This is a genomic window from Coriobacteriia bacterium (genome assembly GCA_031292615.1).
Lineage (GTDB): Bacteria > Actinomycetota > Coriobacteriia > Anaerosomatales > JAAXUF01 > JARLGT01.
Genome location: JARLGT010000124.1, coordinates 1 through 19,163, shown reverse-complemented (window position 1 = coordinate 19,163; position 19,163 = coordinate 1). Strand labels below are relative to the sequence as shown.

Below are 19,163 nucleotides of genomic sequence, written 5' to 3'. Positions count from 1 at the left end.
CGCGTCGAGATCCTCGTGCTCGACGAGGCCGACCGCATGCTGGACATGGGCTTCTGGCCCGACGTGAAGCGGATCATCGACCTGCTTCCCTCGGCGCGTCAGAACCTCCTGTTCTCGGCGACTATGACCCCCGAGGTCATGAAGGTCGCTGGCGACATGCTGCACGAGCCGGTGCGCATCGACGTCTCTCCCCCCAACAAGCCGATCGACAAGATCGCTCAGTCTGTCTACCCGGTGAACAGCCAGCAGAAGTTCGACCTGCTCCTGTCGCTCATCCACGAGCACGACCTGAACAAGGTGCTCGTCTTCACCCGCACCAAGCACCGCGCCGACCGCGTGGCAAAGGTCTTGGGTAACGCCGGCATCAGCGGCGCGGCCATCCACGGCAACCGCTCGCAGTCGCAGCGCCAGCAGGCCCTCGACGGCTTCAAGCGCGGCAAGCACAAGGTACTCGTCGCCACTGACATCGTGGCCCGCGGTATCGATGTGGAGAACATCACGCACGTCATCAACTTCGACCTGCCCAACGTGCCCGAGGACTACGTCCACCGCATCGGCCGCACGGCTCGTGCCGGCAAGAGCGGTACCGCGTTCTCGCTGTTCGCCCCCGAAGAGCACGATCAGCTGCGCGACATCGAGAAGACCATCGGCGCGGTGCTCGCGTGCGAGGACCAGGCTGGCTTCGTCTACGCTGGCGACCGCCTCGTGCCGGATCCCGATCGCGAAGCCAACCCCAAGCGTGGCACGGCTCGCGTCACCCCCGGAAGCGGCAACCGCAAGAGCCGTCCCGGCAGCAACTCGCGTCGTCGTCGCTTCCAAGGCAACGGCGGCAGCTCCTCGGGAAGCTAGGGCTGCCTGCTCGTCGCTCGCTCGACCCGGTACGAACCCGACATCCTCTAGGCGCGGTGCTCCAGCGCTTGGAGGATGTCGTTGTTCTGCTGCTCCATGCGCGCGTTCTCTTCGCCTCGTGCCTCTATGCCCTTGAGAATCTGGGTCAGGCGGGTCTCGGCGCTCTTCGTGTTGCGGAACGTCGCCTCCGACCTTGCATCGGCCTTCTGCGATAGCAGGTTCTGGCCGTACAAGATGACGGCAAGCAGCACCAGCTGCAGGAACGTCTGCGCGACCCAGGTGATGATGGGAAGCGGACGGAAACCGCCTGTGAACGAGTCGTGGATGGCTTGCGGCAAAGAAATAAGCGCGATGAGCGCGAACACGTAGGCACACCACATCGTGGCAACCGCGTTCGTGATCATCTGACCCACCGCACGGTTGAACCTGTCGATTCCCCGCTCGGCAGCGTGAATCTCATCCAGGACGTCGTTGGGGTGGACAACGGTCGTGTGCTCGTTCTCCATGTCAGGCCTCTCGTCTCAGCCAATCACCGAGACGATGTTCCTCCATGCTCATTCCAAGCGCCACCCCGAGCTGCCCGCGGCGCTAGACCCAGCCGGACTCAGCGATCCACTCACCCAGTGTCTTCAGGCCTGGCAGTAGTTCTCGGCAAGCGGCGATGTCGGCGCGCCAGTACTGGGGCTCGCCGGGAACCGGACGCGGCGGCGCCGGGATTCCAGAGAGCTCGTCGACGTGCACGTATTCGACAGACGTCCCCAGCGTGCGTGAGAAGGTCTCGGCGACCTGGGTCATGGTCATCGCGTCGCCGCCAATCGCCATCTCCGCTCCGATGAAGCGATCCGGAGCGCTGAAGGCGAGCGCCACGAAGCGCCCGATGTCGTCCACGGCGATCATGAACGTCATCGACTCCGGCCACAGCGGCCAGATCAGCTTCCCGCCGAGGATCTGGTCGCGCTGGCGCAGGTAGTTCTCCATGAACGTAACCGGGCGCCAGATGGTCGCAGGCAGACCGATCTCGCGAATGTGTGCCTCGATTTTGGGCTTCGCCAGCATGAAAGGCTGAGTCGCTCTCGGATCGGCAACCGCCGAGTTGTAGACGAAGTGCTGCACTCCGGCGGCCAATGCGACATCGGCGATGTTCTTGCCCTCGACCAGCTCGCCCTCGGCGCCCGCGGTTCTGGTGTTCTGCACGCTGAAGACGCCGTAGACGCCGTCCACCGCGCGATCGAGCGACGTTCGGTCGAGCAGGTCGCCAATCGCGAGTTCGACGCCAGCGGCCGCTAGCGACCGCGCCGCCAGCGAGTCTGCGTCTCGCGTGAGGCCCCTGACGCGCCAGCCGTCCGCGAGAAGATGCTTGGTCGCCGCGCCACCCTGCTGGCCGGTCGCGCCAATCACAAGAATCGTCTTGTCGCTGCGCTCCACGATCGCCTCCTACTCCAGGTAGTCCTTCAACTTGCTGGAGCGGCTAGGGTGGCGCAGTTTCGAAAGCGTCTTGGACTCGATCTGCCGGATGCGCTCGCGCGTGACGCCGAACTCGCGTCCGACCTCCTCGAGCGTTCGGGGGTGGCCGTCCACCAAGCCGAATCGCAGCTCGATGACCTTGCGCTCGCGCTCGGCCAGGCCATCGAGCACGCTTGAGAGCTGCTCTTGCAGCATCGAGAAGCTCGCCGCGTCCGCAGGCGCGATCGCTTCGCCGTCCTCGATGAAGTCGCCGAGCTGGCTGTCGGCCTCGTCGCCAATCGGCGTCTCGAGGGAGACCGGCTCCTGCGAGATCTTGAGGATCTCGCGCACGCGGTCGGCCGTCATCTCCATCTGGTCGCCGATCTCCTCCGGGGTGGGCTCGCGCCCCAGCTCTTGGAGAAGCTGACGCTGGATGCGGATCAGTTTGTTTATCGTCTCGACCATGTGGACCGGGATGCGAATCGTTCTGCCTTGGTCGGCGATGGCGCGGGTGATAGCCTGCCGGATCCACCACGTCGCGTACGTCGAGAACTTGAAGCCCTTGGTGTACTCGAACTTCTCCACGGCGCGAATCAAGCCGAGGTTGCCCTCCTGGATCAGGTCGAGGAAGTGCATCCCCCGCCCGGAATAGCGTTTAGCGATCGAGACGACGAGGCGCAGGTTGGCCTCGACGAGCTGCTGCTTGGCGTCCAGACCGACACGCTCGATGCGGGTCAGCCGCCGCTTCTCGGCGCGGTCCATGGCAACACCGGCCACAAGGGCTTCGTCAATCTTGGCCGCGGCCTCCAGACCGGCCTCGATCTTCATCGCAAGGTCGACTTCCTGGGCCGCCGTGAGCAGCGGAACCTTGCCGATCTCCTTGAGGTACATGCGGACCGGATCGCCGGTCAGCGGTGCCACGGAGTTAAGCGTCTCGCGCTTCTTTGCGCGCTTCTTTGCGGTCTTTGCTGGCGCGACCTTGGGAGGAAGCGGGATGTTGATCGGGTCGGCCTCGGCGTCGACGGCGACGACACGCTCGACGGCATCGGCCCCTTCGATGCCTGGCAGCCCGACTCCCAGATCTCCCAGGTCGTCCGCGACCACAATGCCGCTGTCGCGGAAGTGGCTGTAGATATGGTCGAACTGATCTTCGCTCAGATTGATGCCGGATAGCGCGCCTTGAATCTCCTCATCGCTGAGGTTGCCCTTGGCGCGCCCCATCTTGGTGAGCGTCTTGACCTCGGCCAGTTCGAGCTCGGGCCCGGGCCTTGTTGCCTTGGCGGCTTGGATATCCTTCGCCGTGCTTGGCTTGCGTGCGTCATCTCTAGACAATGAGCTCGTCTTCCTATCGCTAACGCTGGCCTGCTTGAATGTCGTTCAAACCATAGCCAGCTTCGGGCCATCAGGCATCGGCCGTGGTTCTCGGCGCCTCTGAATCTGCCTGCGTGCGGCTCCGACAATCGGAGGGCACTGGTAGAACGTGCCCATTAACAGAAACAGACGGCCGATGTGGCCGCCTGAGCTGTTGCGATGGTGGGCCCGGTTGGATTCGAACCAACGACCTCACGGTTATCAGCCGTGCGCTCTAACCAACTGAGCTACGGGCCCGGTCTGGGCGAAACGCCCGCATACCATATACCAGCGGTTCTGCCCGGTCAAGGCGGTTTTCCTGCCCCCCGCCAAGCTCAATCGCGACCACTGCCGAGCACCCCCGCCGCAACCGAAGAACGCCGGCTCAGCCGACACCCGAAACCACCGTCACATCGACCTTGCGCGTCCTGGGCCCGTCGAACTCGGCGAGGTAGATCGCCTGCCAAGTGCCCAGCGCAAGGCGCCCACCAGCCACGGGCAGCGTTGCGCTCGTGCCCACCAGCGCGGTCTTGAGGTGCGCGTCGCTGTTGCCCTCGAAGTGTCGCCAGTCACCCTCTCGCGGGAAGATGCGCTGCAGGCCGTGCAGCACGTCGCGCTGGACGTCGGGGTCGGCGTTCTCGTTGACGGTCACCCCGGCCGTCGTGTGGGGGCTCGAGACTACTGCGATGCCCGCCTCAACGCCGGATGCCGCCACCACCTCGGCGACTTGCGAGGTCACGTCGACCAACTCGTCCCGTCGGTTGGTCCTCACTTCGAAACGCATCTCATCGCCCTTCCGGTTCGGCGCTGTGTCGTATGATGGACTCCCACTGGGTAACACCTACCCGACAACCCCTGCTACCAGCCGAGAGGACGCCCGTGATCGAAGTCCGCATAGCCAGCCTCGCAGTGGACCCTCGCACCAACCAGCCGGTCCTGATACTGCGTCCGCTCGCCGGCGACCCCGGACACGGCCGCGTGCTGCCCATCTGGATCGGTCAACCCGAGGCTACTGCGATCCTGCTCGCGATAGAGGGCGTGGAACTCCCGCGCCCTCTCACCCACGACCTGCTCAAGAGCGTCATTGAGTCGCTGGACGCCTACGTCGAGCGCATTGAGATCACGCGTGTGGAGGAGGGCACGTTCTTCGCGGCAATCGTGCTGCGCGCCGAAGAGCGCACCATCGCGGTCGATGCGCGACCCTCGGACTCGATCGCGCTGGCCGTGCGAACCGGAGCGCCCGTGTTCGTAGCCGCCGACGTCATGGAGAGCGCGGCCGTCCCCGACGACTCGAACGGAGTCGTCGACGAGGAGGCGGAGTTGCAGGCGTTCCGAGAGTTCCTCGACGAGGTCGACCCCGAAGACTTTCAGGGCTGACGCGCGGGGTTCTCAGCTAGCGACCGTGAGGACAGCTCTGGTCTAGCGCTTACTCGTAGCGTAGCGCGGTGATGGGATCCAGACGCGACGCCCGCCATGCGGGATACACGCCGAAGAACACCCCGACTCCAGCGCTGAAGAGGAACGCGAGCGCAACTGCCCAGAACGTGACCTTCGTCGCGACGAACGAGCTCAGCGCCCACGAGCCGCCCGCGCCCACGAGAATCCCGATCGTTCCGCCCAGCACAGACAGCACGATCGCCTCGATGACGAACTGCGACAGGATGTCGTAGGTGCGCGCTCCTACCGCCTTGCGGATGCCGATCTCGCGCGTCCGCTCGGACACGCTAACCAGCATGATGTTCATGATGCCGATACCGCCCACCAGCAGCGAGATGCTCGCAAGGCCGGCCAGCATCGCCGTGAGCGTGCCGAGGATCGTCCCGAGCAGACTCAGCGTCTGCGCCTGCGTGAACACCGTGAACTGGTCGTTGAAGCGCGGCCTCATCGCGATCTCGGTCAGCGACTTGACCGCATCGATCTGGTTCGGGTCTGCCACGCGCACCAGCAACTCGGAGATATCGGTCGAACCCAGAAGCTGCTGCGCCGTGGTGATCGGGATGGCGACGATGTTGTCTTGGCTGCCGCCCAGACCGCCGCCCTTCTTCTCGAGCACGCCGATCACGCGGAACGACTGTCCGTTGATGTCGAGCGCCGAGCCGAGCGGATCTTGCCCGGGAAACAGCGTGTCGCGCACGTTGCTGCCGATAATCGCAACGCGTGATGCGCCCACGACCTCGCCGCGCGCATACCAACGGCCGCTCGAAAGCGTGCCCAGCGCCGCGTCCGCGACGTTCTCGTTCGAAGCCGCGATCTGGCCGTTCATGGTCTGGTTGTGAAGACGCAGGTCGGCTGCCCCGGCGAGTTCCGGAATTACCAAGTTCCCGCTACCCAGCTTGGTCTGCAGGTAGGAGACGTCATCGAGCGAGAACTTCTTGCCCGCACCCGCGCCCGGTCCGCCGTTGCCGCCGCCAACCTTACCGGGCAACACGAATAGCAGGTTGGAGCCGAGCCCGGCGATCTGCCCGGTGATCTGACTCTGAACGCCGGTACCGATCGAGACGAGCAGGATGACGGCTGCAACGCCGATGATGACGCCGAGCATCGTCAAGGCGCTGCGCACTTTGTTCGCGCCCAGCGCTCGAATCGCAATGCGGAAGCTCTCGGCTAGGTTCACGCGTGCACCACCGCGGTGTTGACCGACAGCGTTGCTGCATCGGTCTCAAGCTCGGCCACTGATCCTTGGCCGTCGCCAGCCATGATGCGGCATTCCACGCGCTCGTTGAGCACGACTTGCCCGTCAGCGATATGGACAACGCGCTCCGCATGGCGAGCGACGCGGGCGTCGTGCGTCACCAGGACAACGGTGATACCTGTAGCGTTGAGATCTTGGAGAATCTTCATTACCTCCACGCCGCTCTTCGAGTCGAGGTTTCCCGTCGGCTCGTCGGCAAGCACGATGCTCGGCCGTGTCACCAGTGCGCGCGCAATCGCGACACGCTGTTGCTGACCGCCCGAAAGCTGGTTGGGCATGTGTCCGAGACGCTCGCCCAATCCAACCTGCTCGAGCGCCTGGCGAGCGCGGCGCGAGCGCTCGCCTCCGCTTACGCCTGCGTAGACGAGCGGTAGCTCGACATTGGTCTGCGCACTGGTCCTAGCAAGCAGGTTGAACGACTGAAACACGAAGCCGATGCGCCTGTTGCGCACGGCGGCTAGCGCATTGGGCGCCATGTGCGAGACGTCTTCGTTGTCGATGGTGACCACGCCGGTCGTCGGGTGATCCAGCAGGCCGACGATGTGCATCAGCGTGGACTTGCCCGAGCCGGAGGGGCCCATGATCGCCAGCATCTCGCCTCGGCATACCTCGAGGTTCACGCAGCGCAGGGCATCGACAACGACCTCATCGAGGACGTAGCTCTTGGTGACATCTCGGGCTTCAAGCACGATCTCCGAGCAGTCGGAAGTCTTCCGCGACTCGGCAGTATCGGCGTTGATCCCCGTTGCGGGATCTGTCATGCGCGCTACCTGCTAGTTCTGAACTTTGACGGCCATGCCGTTCGTGTACTGCGTGGCACCTGCCTTGGCGACGACGTCGCCGTCCGAGAGACCTTGCAGCACTTCAACGGAGGTGTCCGTGGTGGCACCGACCGTGATGTTGGTCTGAACCAGCTTGCCGTTGACAACCTTGTAGACGAAGTTCTGTCCGTTCTGGTTGAACAGAGCCTCCACCGGGATCGTGAGGGCGCCTTCGACGGCCGAGACCTGGATGGTCGCATCGCCCTTCATGCCCAATAGGATCGTCTTCCCGGTGTCCGGAATCGCCAGCTCGACCTGGAAGATCGTGCCGCCAGTGGCCGTCGGCTGGGCCGCCGGGTTGATGTGAACGACGGTCGTGTGGAACGTCTCGCCCGGAAACGCGTCGAGCGTGACGTCGGCGGTCATACCCAGCTTCACGCGGTCGATGTCGGCCTCGTCTACCTCGGCAGTAAACGTCGACGTTCCAAGGCGCACGACCGTGAACGGTGCAGACTGCGGAGCCACGCCGACGCCTGGTGCCGGCAGCGGCGCCTTGCCGTCGGCGCCAGCGACGCCCACAGGGTTCAAGAAGACGGTGCCGTCCGTGGGAGCGACAAGCGTGGCGTCGTCGAGGTTCTGCTGTGCGACGTCCAACGCGGCCTGCGCAGCGGCGACGGCCGCGTTGCCCGACTCGCGCTGCTCAGTGACCTGACGGCCCTTCTGCACCTTGACGACGGTGGCGCGAGCGCTCAGCAGCCCGGCATACGCTTGCTTCTTGTTGGCGCTTGCGATGGCGATGCTCGTCGGGTTGGACGGCATCGGCGCGGGCGGGTGCTTCGCGAAGTCATATGCGGTCTTCGCGTTCTTGTACTCAGCTTCGGCGGCACACACTGCGGCGTTGGCCGCAGCGAGGTCGGCCGATGAGGGCGTGGTCTGATTGAGCGTCGCGAGTCCGGCTTCGGCCTGCTCGACGCCAGCCTGCGCCTGCTTCACTGCGGTGCGAAGCGGGCCGGTGCTCATCTTGGCAAGTCTCTGGCCTGCTTTGACCGTCTGGCCGTCCTTGACATACACGGCCGAGAGCGTGCCCACCGTGGGCGGATAGACCTCGGTGCGGTCTCCCGCCGAGATCTTGCCGGACGCAGCGACTGTGACTTTCAAGCTCGACTTGCTGGCAGTGGCGGTCTTGATTGTGGTTCCGCCCGAGCAGCCAGTCGCACCAATCATGGCAACGAGCAGTACTGCGGCCACGGCGGCCGCCTTGATGGTTCTGGACACGCGCTCCTCCTTCGACAACCCCACAAAGCCCACCAAACCCAGGGGGGCGGCGGCGCTTTCTGCATTGTTCCACAACGTCGCCCGTGCGTCGCGTGCTCACAGGCAACGGATTCTTCGGCAATTGGGGAACCCTTGACGGTCGGGGAATGACTGACCGACCGTCGGTCAGTGTACTCCCGCCGATTGGATGCGGCAACTCGCCTCTCCCGCCTCTAGGCGAGAAAGCGCGCCACCTCTCCACGCAGCAGTTCTGCCAGGTCGCCGAGGTGTGCCAGCGCGAAGTCGGGCCCGGGCTGGAGCACGCGATCGGCGAACGGCCCCCACATCGCCGCAGCGGTCAGCGCACCCGCTGCCACACCCGCAGCCATATCGTGCGGGCTGTCGCCTACGTAGATGCACTCGCCCGCCGAGACCCCCAGCCGGCGCGCGGCTTCGAGGATCGGCTCGGCCCGCGGCTTGTGAACTGTCGTGTCTTCGTAGCCGACGATGAACTCGAAGAAGCGCCCGAGGCCGAAGAAGTCGACTCCGCGCTGGGCGACAGGACGGCTCTTCGACGTGACGATCGCCATCGGAAGACCGCGCTCCCGGATGGACTCAAGCGCCGTCTCAGTGCCCGCGTACTCGCGAATGAGGTCGTCGTGCACGATATCGTTGTGCTTGCGATACGACGCCAGCAGCTCGTCGACGTGCTCGGGCGCGTACTCCGCCATCTGGATGCGCAACGGCACTCCGATGTTGTGTCGAAGCACGCTGTCCGGCAACGCCTCCCCCAGCACTTCTTTGGTGGCATGCCGAGCAGAAGCCAGTATCAGCTCCTCGGTGTCGATCAGCGTTCCATCCAGGTCGAACAGCACTGCCTTGAGACCAGCAACGCGACGCGAAAGCTCCAAGCTGTCTGTTTTCATGCCGCCGAGTCTATCAGTAGGCGTACCCGCGGGGCGCCGAAGCTGCGGCGAACACGCGAAGCGTCGTCCGCCAACAACGGGAGTGCCGCGGCTCGGCGGGGGTCTCGCGCGCGGTTACGCAGCGAGGCCGCCCACCCGGGCGGCCTCGCGAGTATGTCTGAGAACATGCGCCCCCGGCGAGCCGCGGCGCAGTCAGGTGGAGGGCTACTCGTCCTCGGCCTCGGTCGCCTCGGCATCCTCGGCGTCCTCGAACTCCTCGGCCATCAAGTCCTCGGTCTCGTCTTCGATCTCGTCGGGCTCGTCGGAGACGGTGCGCTCGCCTTCGACCGGCAACATGCCCTGACCCTCGGAAACCTTCGGAGCCTTCTTCTTGTTGCCACCGCTCACTCGCGCGATCGCCGTCACGTGGTCGGTCTCGGCGACGTTCATCACCTTGACGCCCTGCGTCGAGCGGCCGAGCTTGCTGATGTCCTCGGCCTTGACGCGGATGACCACGCCCTCCTCGGAGATGAGCATCAGTTCGTGAGCCGGCGAGACGATCTTCATGCCGATAAGCGCGCCCTTCTTGGGCGTCACCTGGATCGTACGAACACCCTGCCCGCCGCGGTGATGCTCGGGGTAGTCGTCCACGGCCGTGCGCTTGCCGTATCCGCGCTCCGTGACCACGAACAGCTCGGTACCCTTCGGCGCGATCTCCATGCCCAGCATCGACTCGCCGGGCTTAATGGTCATGCCCTTGACGCCCATCGTGTCGCGACCCATCGGGCGGGCTTCCGACTCATCCCACTTGATCGCCTTGCCCGCAGAGGACACCATGACGACCTTCTCGCCCTCACGGACGCGACGCACCGAGATCAGTTCGTCATCGTCTCGCAGGTTGATGGCGATGATGCCGTCGCGACGCGAGCGATCGTACGCGCCGATGGCGGTCTTCTTCACCATGCCGTGCTTGGTGGCGAACATGAGGTACTCATCCGGCGAGAACACCTTGGTGTTGATTACGGCCGCTATCTTCTCGGTCTGCTCGAACGGCAGCAGGTTGACCACTGCCGTGCCGCGCGCGTGGCGGGAGCCCACTGGCAGCTCGTGCACCTTCATGCGGTAGACCTTGCCCCTGGTCGAGAAGATGAGCACGTAGTCGTGGGTGCTCGCGATGAAGAGATGCTCGACGAAGTCGTTGTCCTTGAGGTTGACGCCCTGAAGCCCCTTGCCGCCGCGCTTCTGCTGGCGGTAGGTCGCAACCGGCAGGCGCTTGATGTAGCCGGTCTTGGTGATGGTGACGACCATGTCCTCCTCGGCGATGAGGTCCTCGACGTCGAGGTCCTTGGCTGCGTTGGTGATGGCGGTCCGGCGCTTGTTCGCGAACTTCGTGCGGACCTCGCCCATCTCGTCCTTGATGATCTGCAGCAACAGACCTTCCTCGGCCAGCACTCTGGTGAACCACTCGATCTTCTTGCGCAGCTCCTCGAGCTCTTCCTCGATCTTGTGACGCTCAAGCCCGGTCAGGCGGCGCAAGCGCATCTCAAGAATCGCATCGGTCTGGATCTCGGTCAGGCCGAAGCGCGCGATGAGCGCTGCCTTGGCTTCGACGTCGTCGTCGCTCGCACGGATGATCCGGATGATCTCGTCGATGTTGTTCAGCGCAATCATCAGGCCGTCGAGGATGTGGGCGCGCTCCTGGGCCTTGCGCAGCTCGTACTTGGTCCTGCGGGTGATGACGTCCTTCTGGTGCCCGATGTAGTACTGCAGCATCTCCTTGAGCGAGAGCGTGCGCGGCACGCCGTCCACGAGCGCCAGCATGATGACGCCGAAGCCCTGCTGTAGCTGCGTGTGCTTGTACAGCTTGTTGAGCACGACCTGCGGAATGCACGCCTGCTTGAGCTCGATGACCACGCGCATACCCTTGCGGTCCGACTCGTCGCGCAGGTCGCTGATCTCGGTAAGCTTCTTCTCGCGGACCAGCTCGGCGATCTTGCTGACCAGCTTGGACTTGTTCACCTGGTACGGGATCTCGCTGATGATGATGCGCGTGCGCCCGGTCGACGTCTGTTCGATGTGCGCCTTGCCGCGAATCGTGATCGACCCTCGGCCCGTCTCGTACGCCGAGCGGATCCCGTCGAGACCCATCACCGTGCCGCCAGTCGGGAAGTCCGGACCCGGGAGCACCGCCATGATCTCGTCGGTGGTGGCCTCGGGGTTGTCGATGAGTAGCGACGTCGCGTCGATGACCTCGCCGAGGTTATGCGGCGGAATGTTGGTCGCCATGCCCACCGCGATACCCGCCGAGCCGTTCACCAGCAGGTTCGGGTAGCGCGCCGGAAGAACCAGCGGCTCTTGGAGCGACTCGTCGTAGTTCGGGCCGAAGTCGACCGTCTCCTTGTCGAGGTCGCGCAGCAGCTCCATCGCGAGGCGCTGGAGTCGCGCCTCGGTGTAGCGCATCGCGGCGGCTGAGTCGCCGTCGACCGAGCCGAAGTTGCCGTGGCCGTCGATCAGCGGCGCTCGCATCGCAAACGGCTGCGCCATGCGCACCATCGTGTCGTACACCGCCGTGTCGCCGTGAGGATGGTATTTGCCGAGCACCTCGCCGACCGTCCATGCCGACTTCTTGTACGCGCGAGAAGGCGTCAGGCCCGACTCGTTCATCGCGTACAGAATGCGACGGTGGACAGGCTTGAGGCCGTCGCGCACGTCCGGGAGTGCTCGAGCCACGATGACGCTCATCGAGTACTCCAGGAACGAGTTACGCATCTCGGTCTGGATTTCGATCGGGAGCAGCGTCGTGCCGCTCATGTCGATCGTCCCGTTCTCGTCTGACACTTAGAGCACTCCTTGCTGTCGTAGAGCCTGGAAGACCAACCAACCGCCCAAGCCCAGGAATCCTAGGCCGAATGCCAAGAGGATGAATCCGCCGAGCGTTCCCGCCACGGGTAGACCACGCTTCGAGAGAGCAACGCCACCCCAGATCGCGCTGGCAAACCCTATGAGCGCCACTATCAGGCCGGCCGCCATGCTCACGACCCAGGCGCCTTCCAGCGCTGGAGGCTCCTCGGCCCTTAGGTCGAGCATCATCAGCGCGACCTGCTTCTCGTCGAGCTCGGCCGTGTGGGCCTCGGCCGACGTCCTCAACTCTGCGCCCTGCTGGAGCGCTTCACCTTCAACCGACTCGCCGGCAATGGCTCCCGACTTGGGCTCGGGCGGCTCGGCTGCTTGCTCGGCTGCTCGCGCCGCCTCCTGCTGCGCCAACACCTCGGCGCGCGCCACCTCGGCGGCTGCCTCGCGCTCGGCCTGCTCGCGCGCTCGCTGCTCGAACTGGTCCCGCTCCCACGGCGGGGGCTCGAACCGCCTTGCCTCCCGCCGCTCGGACGGTGGTCGGAAGTCGAATCCCTGGTCGCTCACGTCCCGCGCGTCCCCACCCTTCTCGGCTAGATATCGAGGAAGCGCACGTCCTTGGCATGGCGCTGAATGAAATCCTTGCGGGGCTCCACCAAGTCGCCCATGAGGTCCTCGAAGACCTTGCGCTCAAGCAAGTCGTTCTCGATATCCATGGTCACCTGCATGAGCGTGCGCTTTGTCGGGTCCATCGTGGTCTCCCAGAGTTGCTCCGGGTTCATCTCACCCAAACCCTTGTAGCGTTGGATGGAGGACTTGGCGCCCTCTGGCAGACGGGCTAGCTCCTGCTGCAGCTGGTCGTCGCTGTACGCGTAGCTGTGCTTCTTCCCGACGCTGATCTTGAACAGCGGCGGCTGCGCAATGTAGACGTAGCCCTTCTCGATCATCTCCCTCATGAAGTTGAAGAAGAACGTCAGGATCAGACACCGGATGTGAGCCCCGTCGACGTCGGCGTCGGTCATGATGATGACGCGGTGGTACCGCGCGGCCTCAAGCGAGAACTCCTCGGCCACGCTGGTGCCCATGGCGGTGATGATCGCTTGAATCTCCTCGCTGCCCAACGCGCGGTTCAAGCCAGCGCGCTGTACGTTGAGGATCTTGCCCCGAAGCGGAAGGATCGCCTGGAACGAGCGGTCGCGTGCCTGCTTGGCCGAGCCGCCGGCCGAGTCGCCCTCGACCAGATAGAGCTCCGTGAGCGACGCGTCGCGAATCGAGCAGTCGGCCAGCTTACCCGGCAGCGTTGAAGACTCGAGTAGCCCCTTTCGGCGGGTCAGTTCGCGTGCCTTGCGTGCGGCTGCGCGAGCCTTGGCGGCCTGAGCGGACTTGGTGACGATCTGCCGAGCCGGTCCCGGGTGCTCTTCGAGGTACTCGGAGAGGCCCTGGGTCACAGCCGACTGAACCAAGCCGCGCATCTCCATGTTGCCAAGCTTGGTCTTGGTCTGCCCTTCGAACTGTGGATCGTGCAGCTTCACCGAGATCACTGCGGCCAGGCCTTCTCGGATGTCGTCGCCGGAGAGGTTGTCTTCCTTCTCCTTGAGAATGCCCTGGCGGCGCGCGTAGTCGTTGATGGTTCTCGTGAGTGCGTTCTTGAACCCATCGAGGTGCGTGCCGCCCTCATGCGTATTGATGTTGTTGGCGAACGCCAGAACAGAGTCGGCGTACCCCATGTTCCACTGCAGGGCGACTTCGACGGCGCCTTCGGGACCCTCGGCCTCAAAGTAGATCGGCTTGGAGTTCACGGTGTCTTTGTTTTCGTTGAGGTACTTCACGAAGTCGATGATCCCGCCGGCGTACTTGAACTCTTCGATGCGTGGCTCAAGCTCCCGCTCGTCGGTGAGCGTGATCTTGAGGTTCTTGTTGAGGAACGCCGTCTCGCGGAAGTGGGTGCCTAGCGTGTCGTAGTCGTAGATCGTGGTCTCGAACACGTCAGGATCGGCCCAGAAGGTCGTCGTGGTCCCCGTCTTCTTGGTCTTCACGCCCTGGGCGACGGTGCCTTGCGGCTTGCCGTGGTCGTAGTTCTGGGTCCAGACGTATCCGTCCCGCTGAACTACGACCTCGACGCGCGAGGAAAGTGCGTTCACGACGGCTGCACCGACGCCGTGTAGTCCACCAGAAACCTTGTAGCCCTCGCCGCCGAACTTGCCACCGGCGTGCAGGACGGTCATAACCACTTCCAGCGCTGACTTCTTGAGTTTTGCCTGCCTGTCGACCGGGATGCCTCGGCCGTTGTCGCAGACTGTGATGCCGTTGTCGGCATGGATGATGACTTCGATATGAGTGCAGTAGCCCGCAAGGGCTTCATCGACCGAGTTGTCGACGATCTCGTACACGAGATGATGTAGACCCTTGGGGCCGGTCGAACCGATATACATGCCCGGTCGCTTACGGACCGCCTCAAGGCCTTCCAGGACCTGAATGTCTTTTCCTGAGTACGATGCGTCAGCGGGCACACTCGCTCCTTTTCTGCCCATGCGGGAAGAAGGGCTGCCAAGTAACTGGAGCCACGACATGTAGTGGTGACACGGCTAATCTTACCACAACAGATTGGGTACGAGCGCCCAGAATAGGCCTCAGACGCCCTGTGGTCGCTTCTGCGACTCGTTCTTCGCAGCAAGACCCTTTTTCCACTCGATGTCCTTCACGGTCGCCCGCAGGACCGCCTCGCGAAGCTCGGCGTCTGGTATCTCAGCCACTGACGATTCGATTTGCGCCATTTCAATCGGGGTCAGCCGGATCGATGGGACATCGTCCTCGCTGTAGAACTGCTCGAGTTCAACCTCGGCCCTCTGCAGCCTATGGTCGTCGGCAACCTTACGAGACACAGTGAAGCGCAGACTGCTTACCAGTTCCTCGCCGAGTTCCTTGTTGATTGAAGTCCGATACTGCTCGGCCATCGCGGAGTACTGCGTCGCCCAGGAGTTGCTGTCGACGTACACGACCAGCACGCCTTCGCGCAGATGCGCCCCGGTTGTGTGCTTCGCGATACCCTCCCCCGCCACTCGGTCCCAGGCGAGGATCACTCGTGCCGACGTGTATGCGCCGCCGCTCTTCCGATCAAGACGGCGCATCACCCCATCCAGCGCAGGGCCAAGCTCTGTCTGGCGCCCATGGCGACTCATGCGAGCTCCACAACGAGCGCTCGATCGACCAGCTCTTTCTCGAAATAGCCGATGTTCGTCGTGGTCACGAACGTCTGTGCGGCGTCTCCTACGAACCTAGCTAGGGCGTGGCGCCTCGCCTCGTCGAGCTCGGACATCACGTCGTCGAGCAGGAGCACAGGTGGTTGACCACCTATCTCTGTAATCACGCCCACCTCGGCGAGCTTCCAGGCGAGAGCGATCGTCCGCTGCTGTCCCTGTGAGGCGAAGGTGCGGGCGGATCGGCCGTCGACGGCAAAGCTTATCTCGTCGCGGTGCGGCCCGACCAGCGTCGTAGATCGCGCTCTCTCTTCTCGGCCGCGCAACTCAATCGCTCGATCCATCAGGTCTCTTGGCTCGCCTTCTGTTCCCGCCCGGCCTTCCCATGAAGGTTCGTAGGAGGCCACTAGGCTCTCCCCACCAGACAGCGTGCAATACACCTCTGACATCTTGGTTGAAATCCGCTCGAAGAGCCTTCTCCTGTGTCCGCTGAACGCCACGCCCGACTCGGCTAGCCGAGAAGTCCACAGTGTCAACATCTCCTCGTCGCGCATCTCCTCTCGCAGCAGGCTGTTTCGGTGCTTGAGTATCCGTTCGAACTCGACGCGTGCGCCACGATAGGCCGGTGACAGTTGATCGCCCACGCTGTCGACCGCGGCACGGCGTTTCTCGGCGGCGTCTTTGACGATGCGTAGGTCGTCCGGCGTGAACACGACGCAGGGCACGATTCCCGCGACCTCTGAAACGCGCTTACGGGTCTTACCGTTGACCTTGTACGACCGTCGCCCTGAACACGTCGCATACATCACGGTGTCGAGTACCCGACCGTCGCCTTCGGCTCTCATCTCCAGCCGTGCCTCGTCAGCACCCCACCGGACGACGTCACTCCAAGCTGGACGCTTGAATGACTCGGCAGCCGTGAGAAGCTCGATTCCTTCGATGATGTTCGTCTTACCGGTGGCGTTCGGTCCGACCAGAATCGTCAGTTCGGGTCCTGGCTCGAGCTCGAGCCTCCCGTAGCTGCGGAAATCAGTGAATTCGAGATGTGTGACGAGAAGGCCCACGCCTGACTAGCCGGTACGGACAGGCATGAGGACGTAGAGGAATCCCTCTTCCGAGACACTCTTGATCAGCCCTGGCTTCTCATGGTCCTTGATCTCGATGCGAACCGTCTCCGAGCCGGCCGAATTCAATCCGTCCATCAGGAAAGAGTGATTAAACGCGATATAGACGTCTTCTCCCTCTGTCTTGACCATCAAATCCTCGGAAGCATCGCCGACGTCCTGTGTGGCCGCCGAGAGCGAGAGTGTTTGATCGGCGACATTTACTGACAGTTTGATTGGCGAGTTGTGTAGCGCCATCAATGAGACGCGCTTTACGGCGGAGGCAAGTTCTTCGCCTGATATCTCGACGAACGTCCCGGAGTCCTTAGGAACAATCTTTTTATAGTCTGGGAAGTTGCCTTCAATCCGGCGAGTCACGAATGTTGTGCTACCAAACTCAAAGACGATCTGATTCTCAGAAAGGCCAATGTTGATCGTCTGCCCCTCTGACGCGAGGCGGGTCACTTCGTCCAATGCCTTGCCTGGAACCACGACCTCAATCCCTTCCCCAGCGCTCTCTTCGAGAACGACCTCACTGATTGCAAGCCGGTAAGAGTCGGTGGACACCATCCGAAGAGATGGTCCTTCAACCACGACGAGAACTCCCGTTAGTGTTGCTCGGGTTTCGTCTCTGCTCACTGAGCGAGCTACCCGCCGGACGACTGAACTCATGACAGAACCCGGCAGCGAGATTGTCTTATCGATAACTACCTCTGGAAACTTCGGAAAGTCATTCGCATTCAGTGTCTTCACGGTGAAGGATGCGTGCTGGCAACGAATGTGGGCGGTCTCCCCTTCTGTTTCGATGGTTACCGCCGCTTCCGGCAGACTCCTTACAATCTCAGTCAAGAGTTTGCCGGGGACAACGACCTGACCTTCTCCCTCGATAAGAGCGGGACACGACCTTCTGACGGACACCTCGAGATCTGTGGCTTGAAGCTGTATCTCTCCGCCGGCAGCTGAGACAAGGATTCCTGACAGAATAGGGAGAGTCGAGCGAGCGGACATCCCCTTGCTGACGACGGACAGGGCGTCGAGTAGTTCACTTCGGGCGACGCTGAGCTTCATGTACTGTTCCTTTCTCTTTCAACATCTAGTAGCAGTCTTAATAAGGACTGTGCATATGTGGACAATCAGCCTTCAAGCACGTGATTCCCGGCGTATCTATTCTTTCTTGGTGTGGACGCAATGTTTCAGAACATCCACACCTTCCCCAGCTCTCTAAGCAGTCACCGATCTCAGCACTGTTGTCCTCAGTCTATCCAGAACTTGTCCCCAGAGGTTTCAACAGGGCCAATTACAGCCCTCACTCGTCAATCAGGTGGAACTGCGCTGCTTGACAGCGTTCGTTAACTGCTGAATCTCGGTATAGACCTGTCTTTGCTCACCCATTAGCTTCTGAATCTTAGCCGTCGCGTGCATAACGGTTGTGTGGTCCCGGCCACCGAAACCCTCACCGATCTTAGGTAGCGACAGATCCGTCAGTTCGCGCGACAGGTACATAGCGATTTGCCGAGGATAGACGATAGCTTGCGATCGTTTACTACCGATGAGGTCGGCGTGACTCATTGAGTAGTAACGGCACACCTCACGCTGAATCGCCGACAGCGACACAGGGCGGGTACAACGCTCCGGGAAGAAGTCCTTGAGAACTTCGCGCGCTGTCTCAAGATCAACAACCGGGCGCTTGGAGAGATCTCTCCAAGCGCCGATTCGGATCATGGCACCTTCCATTTCACGGATATTAGGAGTCGCGATATTTGCGAGGAACTCGAGCACATCGTCGTGCACCCGGATGTTCTCAGCTTCCGCGAACTCGCGCAGAATCGCCAAACGCATCTCCACATCCGGTGGCTGAACGTCAGCGAGCAAACCCATCGCGAACCGGCTCTGATAACGCTCCTCCATGTTGATGTCCTTCGGAGGCCTGTCCGAGGCAAGCACGATCGCTTTACCGCGTCGCTGCAGCTCGTTGAACGTGTTGAAGAACTGCTCCTGGATGCCCTCCTTGGTCTCCAGGAACTGAATGTCGTCGATCAGGAGGACGTCCACCGAGCGGTACTTCTGGCGAAACCCGTCGATTCGTTTCGCCCGGATGGAGTCAATGTAGTCGTTGGTGAATTGCTCGGAGGTCACGTAGATGACCTTCTTATGGGGGTAATTCTGAGTAACGTAGTGGCCGATTGCCTGCAGCAAATGCGTCTTGCCAAGGCCCGGCCCGCCCCAAATAAACAGCGGGTTGTACTTGAGACCCGGAGCTTCTGCTACAGCCTGTGCTGCGTTGCGCGCAAACCGATTAGATTCACCACTCACGAACGAGTCGAACGTGTACTTCGGATCGAAGTCGCTGATAGGGGTGGGGTTAGCGGTGAACGTGGCATCCGCTGTAGACGATCCGTCTTGAACCTCCTGCTCGGCCGCTACGGCTTCCGACTCCGCGACTTCGGCCAGGGTCTGGGCGGATCGGTCGACGACGATGCGCACAGTCATGTCAGTGCCGACGACCTGACGGAGTGCAGCGCTTAACCTCTGTGCGTAGCGCTCCTCAAGCCAGGCACGGGCGAAGTCGTTTTGGACTCCAACAACGAAGACGCCGTCGTCGGTGAGTTCAACCGGGGCCGTGTGTTCGAACCACGTCTTGAAGCTGGGAGTATTGAGCTCGGCTCTTACAATAGCCAGGACATCGTTCCAGATTGCGGTGATATCGGTTGTCGCCATCGGCATTGCCTTACGTCCTCACTGCTAGATCACAAGCGGTT

Annotated in this window: 17 protein-coding genes and 1 tRNA gene; 2 read left to right on the top strand and 16 right to left on the bottom strand. The window is 62.6% G+C overall.

The annotated features are described in order from the left end of the window. Positions 1-849 (top strand): DEAD/DEAH box helicase (locus tag P4L93_11580; GenBank protein ID MDR3687585.1); only part of this gene is annotated, 849 nt, incomplete at its 5' end. A 47-nt stretch (positions 850-896) separates the two neighbouring features. Here P4L93_11580 and P4L93_11575 read toward each other — a convergent pair. From P4L93_11575 to P4L93_11555, 5 genes are all read right to left on the bottom strand, one after another. Continuing rightward, the gene (locus P4L93_11575) at positions 897-1,355 is read right to left on the bottom strand and encodes a hypothetical protein (GenBank protein MDR3687584.1); all 459 of its coding nucleotides are present in this window, start codon (positions 1,353-1,355) and stop codon (positions 897-899) included. A gap of 82 nt (positions 1,356-1,437) precedes the next feature. Beyond that, positions 1,438-2,274, bottom strand: coding sequence for an NmrA/HSCARG family protein (locus P4L93_11570; GenBank protein ID MDR3687583.1), 837 nt, complete (start codon positions 2,272-2,274; stop codon positions 1,438-1,440). Between the two features lie 9 nt (positions 2,275-2,283). Beyond that, positions 2,284-3,540, bottom strand: a complete 1,257-nt coding sequence (gene rpoD / locus P4L93_11565; protein MDR3687582.1) for an RNA polymerase sigma factor RpoD — start codon at positions 3,538-3,540, stop codon at positions 2,284-2,286. Between the two features lie 283 nt (positions 3,541-3,823). Continuing rightward, positions 3,824-3,900 (bottom strand) — tRNA-Ile (locus P4L93_11560). 127 nt (positions 3,901-4,027) lie between these two features. After that, the gene (locus P4L93_11555; GenBank protein MDR3687581.1) at positions 4,028-4,426 is read right to left on the bottom strand and encodes a secondary thiamine-phosphate synthase enzyme YjbQ; all 399 of its coding nucleotides are present in this window, start codon (positions 4,424-4,426) and stop codon (positions 4,028-4,030) included. Positions 4,427-4,521: 95 nt separating this feature from the next. On the opposite strand from P4L93_11555, the gene P4L93_11550 reads away from it, so the two are divergent. After that, the gene (locus tag P4L93_11550; GenBank protein ID MDR3687580.1) at positions 4,522-5,019 is read left to right on the top strand and encodes a bifunctional nuclease family protein; all 498 of its coding nucleotides are present in this window, start codon (positions 4,522-4,524) and stop codon (positions 5,017-5,019) included. A gap of 49 nt (positions 5,020-5,068) precedes the next feature. On the opposite strand, the gene P4L93_11545 is transcribed toward P4L93_11550, so the two are convergent. The 11 genes from P4L93_11545 to dnaA form a co-directional block, all read right to left on the bottom strand. Further along, positions 5,069-6,256, bottom strand: coding sequence for an ABC transporter permease (locus tag P4L93_11545; protein MDR3687579.1), 1,188 nt, complete (start codon positions 6,254-6,256; stop codon positions 5,069-5,071). Further along, positions 6,253-7,095 carry an ABC transporter ATP-binding protein gene (locus P4L93_11540; protein MDR3687578.1) on the bottom strand — a complete coding sequence of 281 codons (843 nt, stop codon included), beginning with the start codon at positions 7,093-7,095 and terminating at the stop codon, positions 6,253-6,255. Before P4L93_11540 ends, P4L93_11545 begins: the two co-directional genes overlap by 4 nt. Before the next feature lie 12 nt (positions 7,096-7,107). Further along, a complete protein-coding gene (locus P4L93_11535; protein MDR3687577.1) occupies positions 7,108-8,370 on the bottom strand; it encodes an efflux RND transporter periplasmic adaptor subunit in 1,263 nt (420 codons plus the stop codon). A 212-nt stretch (positions 8,371-8,582) separates the two neighbouring features. After that, complete coding sequence (locus tag P4L93_11530) at positions 8,583-9,275, bottom strand: HAD family hydrolase (protein MDR3687576.1); 693 nt, start codon at positions 9,273-9,275, stop codon at positions 8,583-8,585. A 204-nt stretch (positions 9,276-9,479) separates the two neighbouring features. After that, complete coding sequence (gyrA, locus tag P4L93_11525; GenBank protein MDR3687575.1) at positions 9,480-12,065, bottom strand: DNA gyrase subunit A; 2,586 nt, start codon at positions 12,063-12,065, stop codon at positions 9,480-9,482. Between the two features lie 27 nt (positions 12,066-12,092). After that, positions 12,093-12,671 (bottom strand): hypothetical protein, encoded by a 579-nt coding sequence (locus tag P4L93_11520; protein ID MDR3687574.1) that lies wholly within the window; start codon positions 12,669-12,671, stop codon positions 12,093-12,095. A 26-nt stretch (positions 12,672-12,697) separates the two neighbouring features. Further along, entirely contained in the window at positions 12,698-14,614 is a 1,917-nt protein-coding gene (gyrB, locus tag P4L93_11515) for a DNA topoisomerase (ATP-hydrolyzing) subunit B (GenBank protein ID MDR3687573.1), read from the bottom strand. A 120-nt stretch (positions 14,615-14,734) separates the two neighbouring features. Continuing rightward, on the bottom strand, positions 14,735-15,283 hold the full coding sequence (locus P4L93_11510) for a DUF721 domain-containing protein (protein ID MDR3687572.1): 549 nt from the start codon (positions 15,281-15,283) through the stop codon (positions 14,735-14,737). Further along, a complete protein-coding gene (locus tag P4L93_11505) occupies positions 15,280-16,365 on the bottom strand; it encodes a DNA replication/repair protein RecF (protein ID MDR3687571.1) in 1,086 nt (361 codons plus the stop codon). Before P4L93_11505 ends, P4L93_11510 begins: the two co-directional genes overlap by 4 nt. 6 nt (positions 16,366-16,371) lie before the next feature. Further along, entirely contained in the window at positions 16,372-17,472 is a 1,101-nt protein-coding gene (dnaN, locus tag P4L93_11500) for a DNA polymerase III subunit beta (protein MDR3687570.1), read from the bottom strand. A gap of 249 nt (positions 17,473-17,721) precedes the next feature. Further along, a complete protein-coding gene (gene dnaA / locus P4L93_11495) occupies positions 17,722-19,122 on the bottom strand; it encodes a chromosomal replication initiator protein DnaA (protein MDR3687569.1) in 1,401 nt (466 codons plus the stop codon). Between the last annotated feature and the right edge of the window lie 41 nt (positions 19,123-19,163).

What these genes read in the sequence shown, in the direction of transcription:
- P4L93_11555 (MDR3687581.1), bottom strand. Translation starts at nt 4,426, where the DNA reads ATGCGTTTCGAAGTGAGGACCAACCGACGGGACGAGTTGGTCGACGTG.
- dnaN (MDR3687570.1), bottom strand. Translation starts at nt 17,472, where the DNA reads ATGAAGCTCAGCGTCGCCCGAAGTGAACTACTCGACGCCCTGTCCGTC.
- gyrA (MDR3687575.1), bottom strand. Translation starts at nt 12,065, where the DNA reads ATGAGCGGCACGACGCTGCTCCCGATCGAAATCCAGACCGAGATGCGT.
- P4L93_11575 (MDR3687584.1), bottom strand. Translation starts at nt 1,355, where the DNA reads ATGGAGAACGAGCACACGACCGTTGTCCACCCCAACGACGTCCTGGAT.
- dnaA (MDR3687569.1), bottom strand. Translation starts at nt 19,122, where the DNA reads ATGGCGACAACCGATATCACCGCAATCTGGAACGATGTCCTGGCTATT.
- P4L93_11540 (MDR3687578.1), bottom strand. Translation starts at nt 7,095, where the DNA reads ATGACAGATCCCGCAACGGGGATCAACGCCGATACTGCCGAGTCGCGG.
- P4L93_11510 (MDR3687572.1), bottom strand. Translation starts at nt 15,283, where the DNA reads ATGAGTCGCCATGGGCGCCAGACAGAGCTTGGCCCTGCGCTGGATGGG.
- P4L93_11530 (MDR3687576.1), bottom strand. Translation starts at nt 9,275, where the DNA reads ATGAAAACAGACAGCTTGGAGCTTTCGCGTCGCGTTGCTGGTCTCAAG.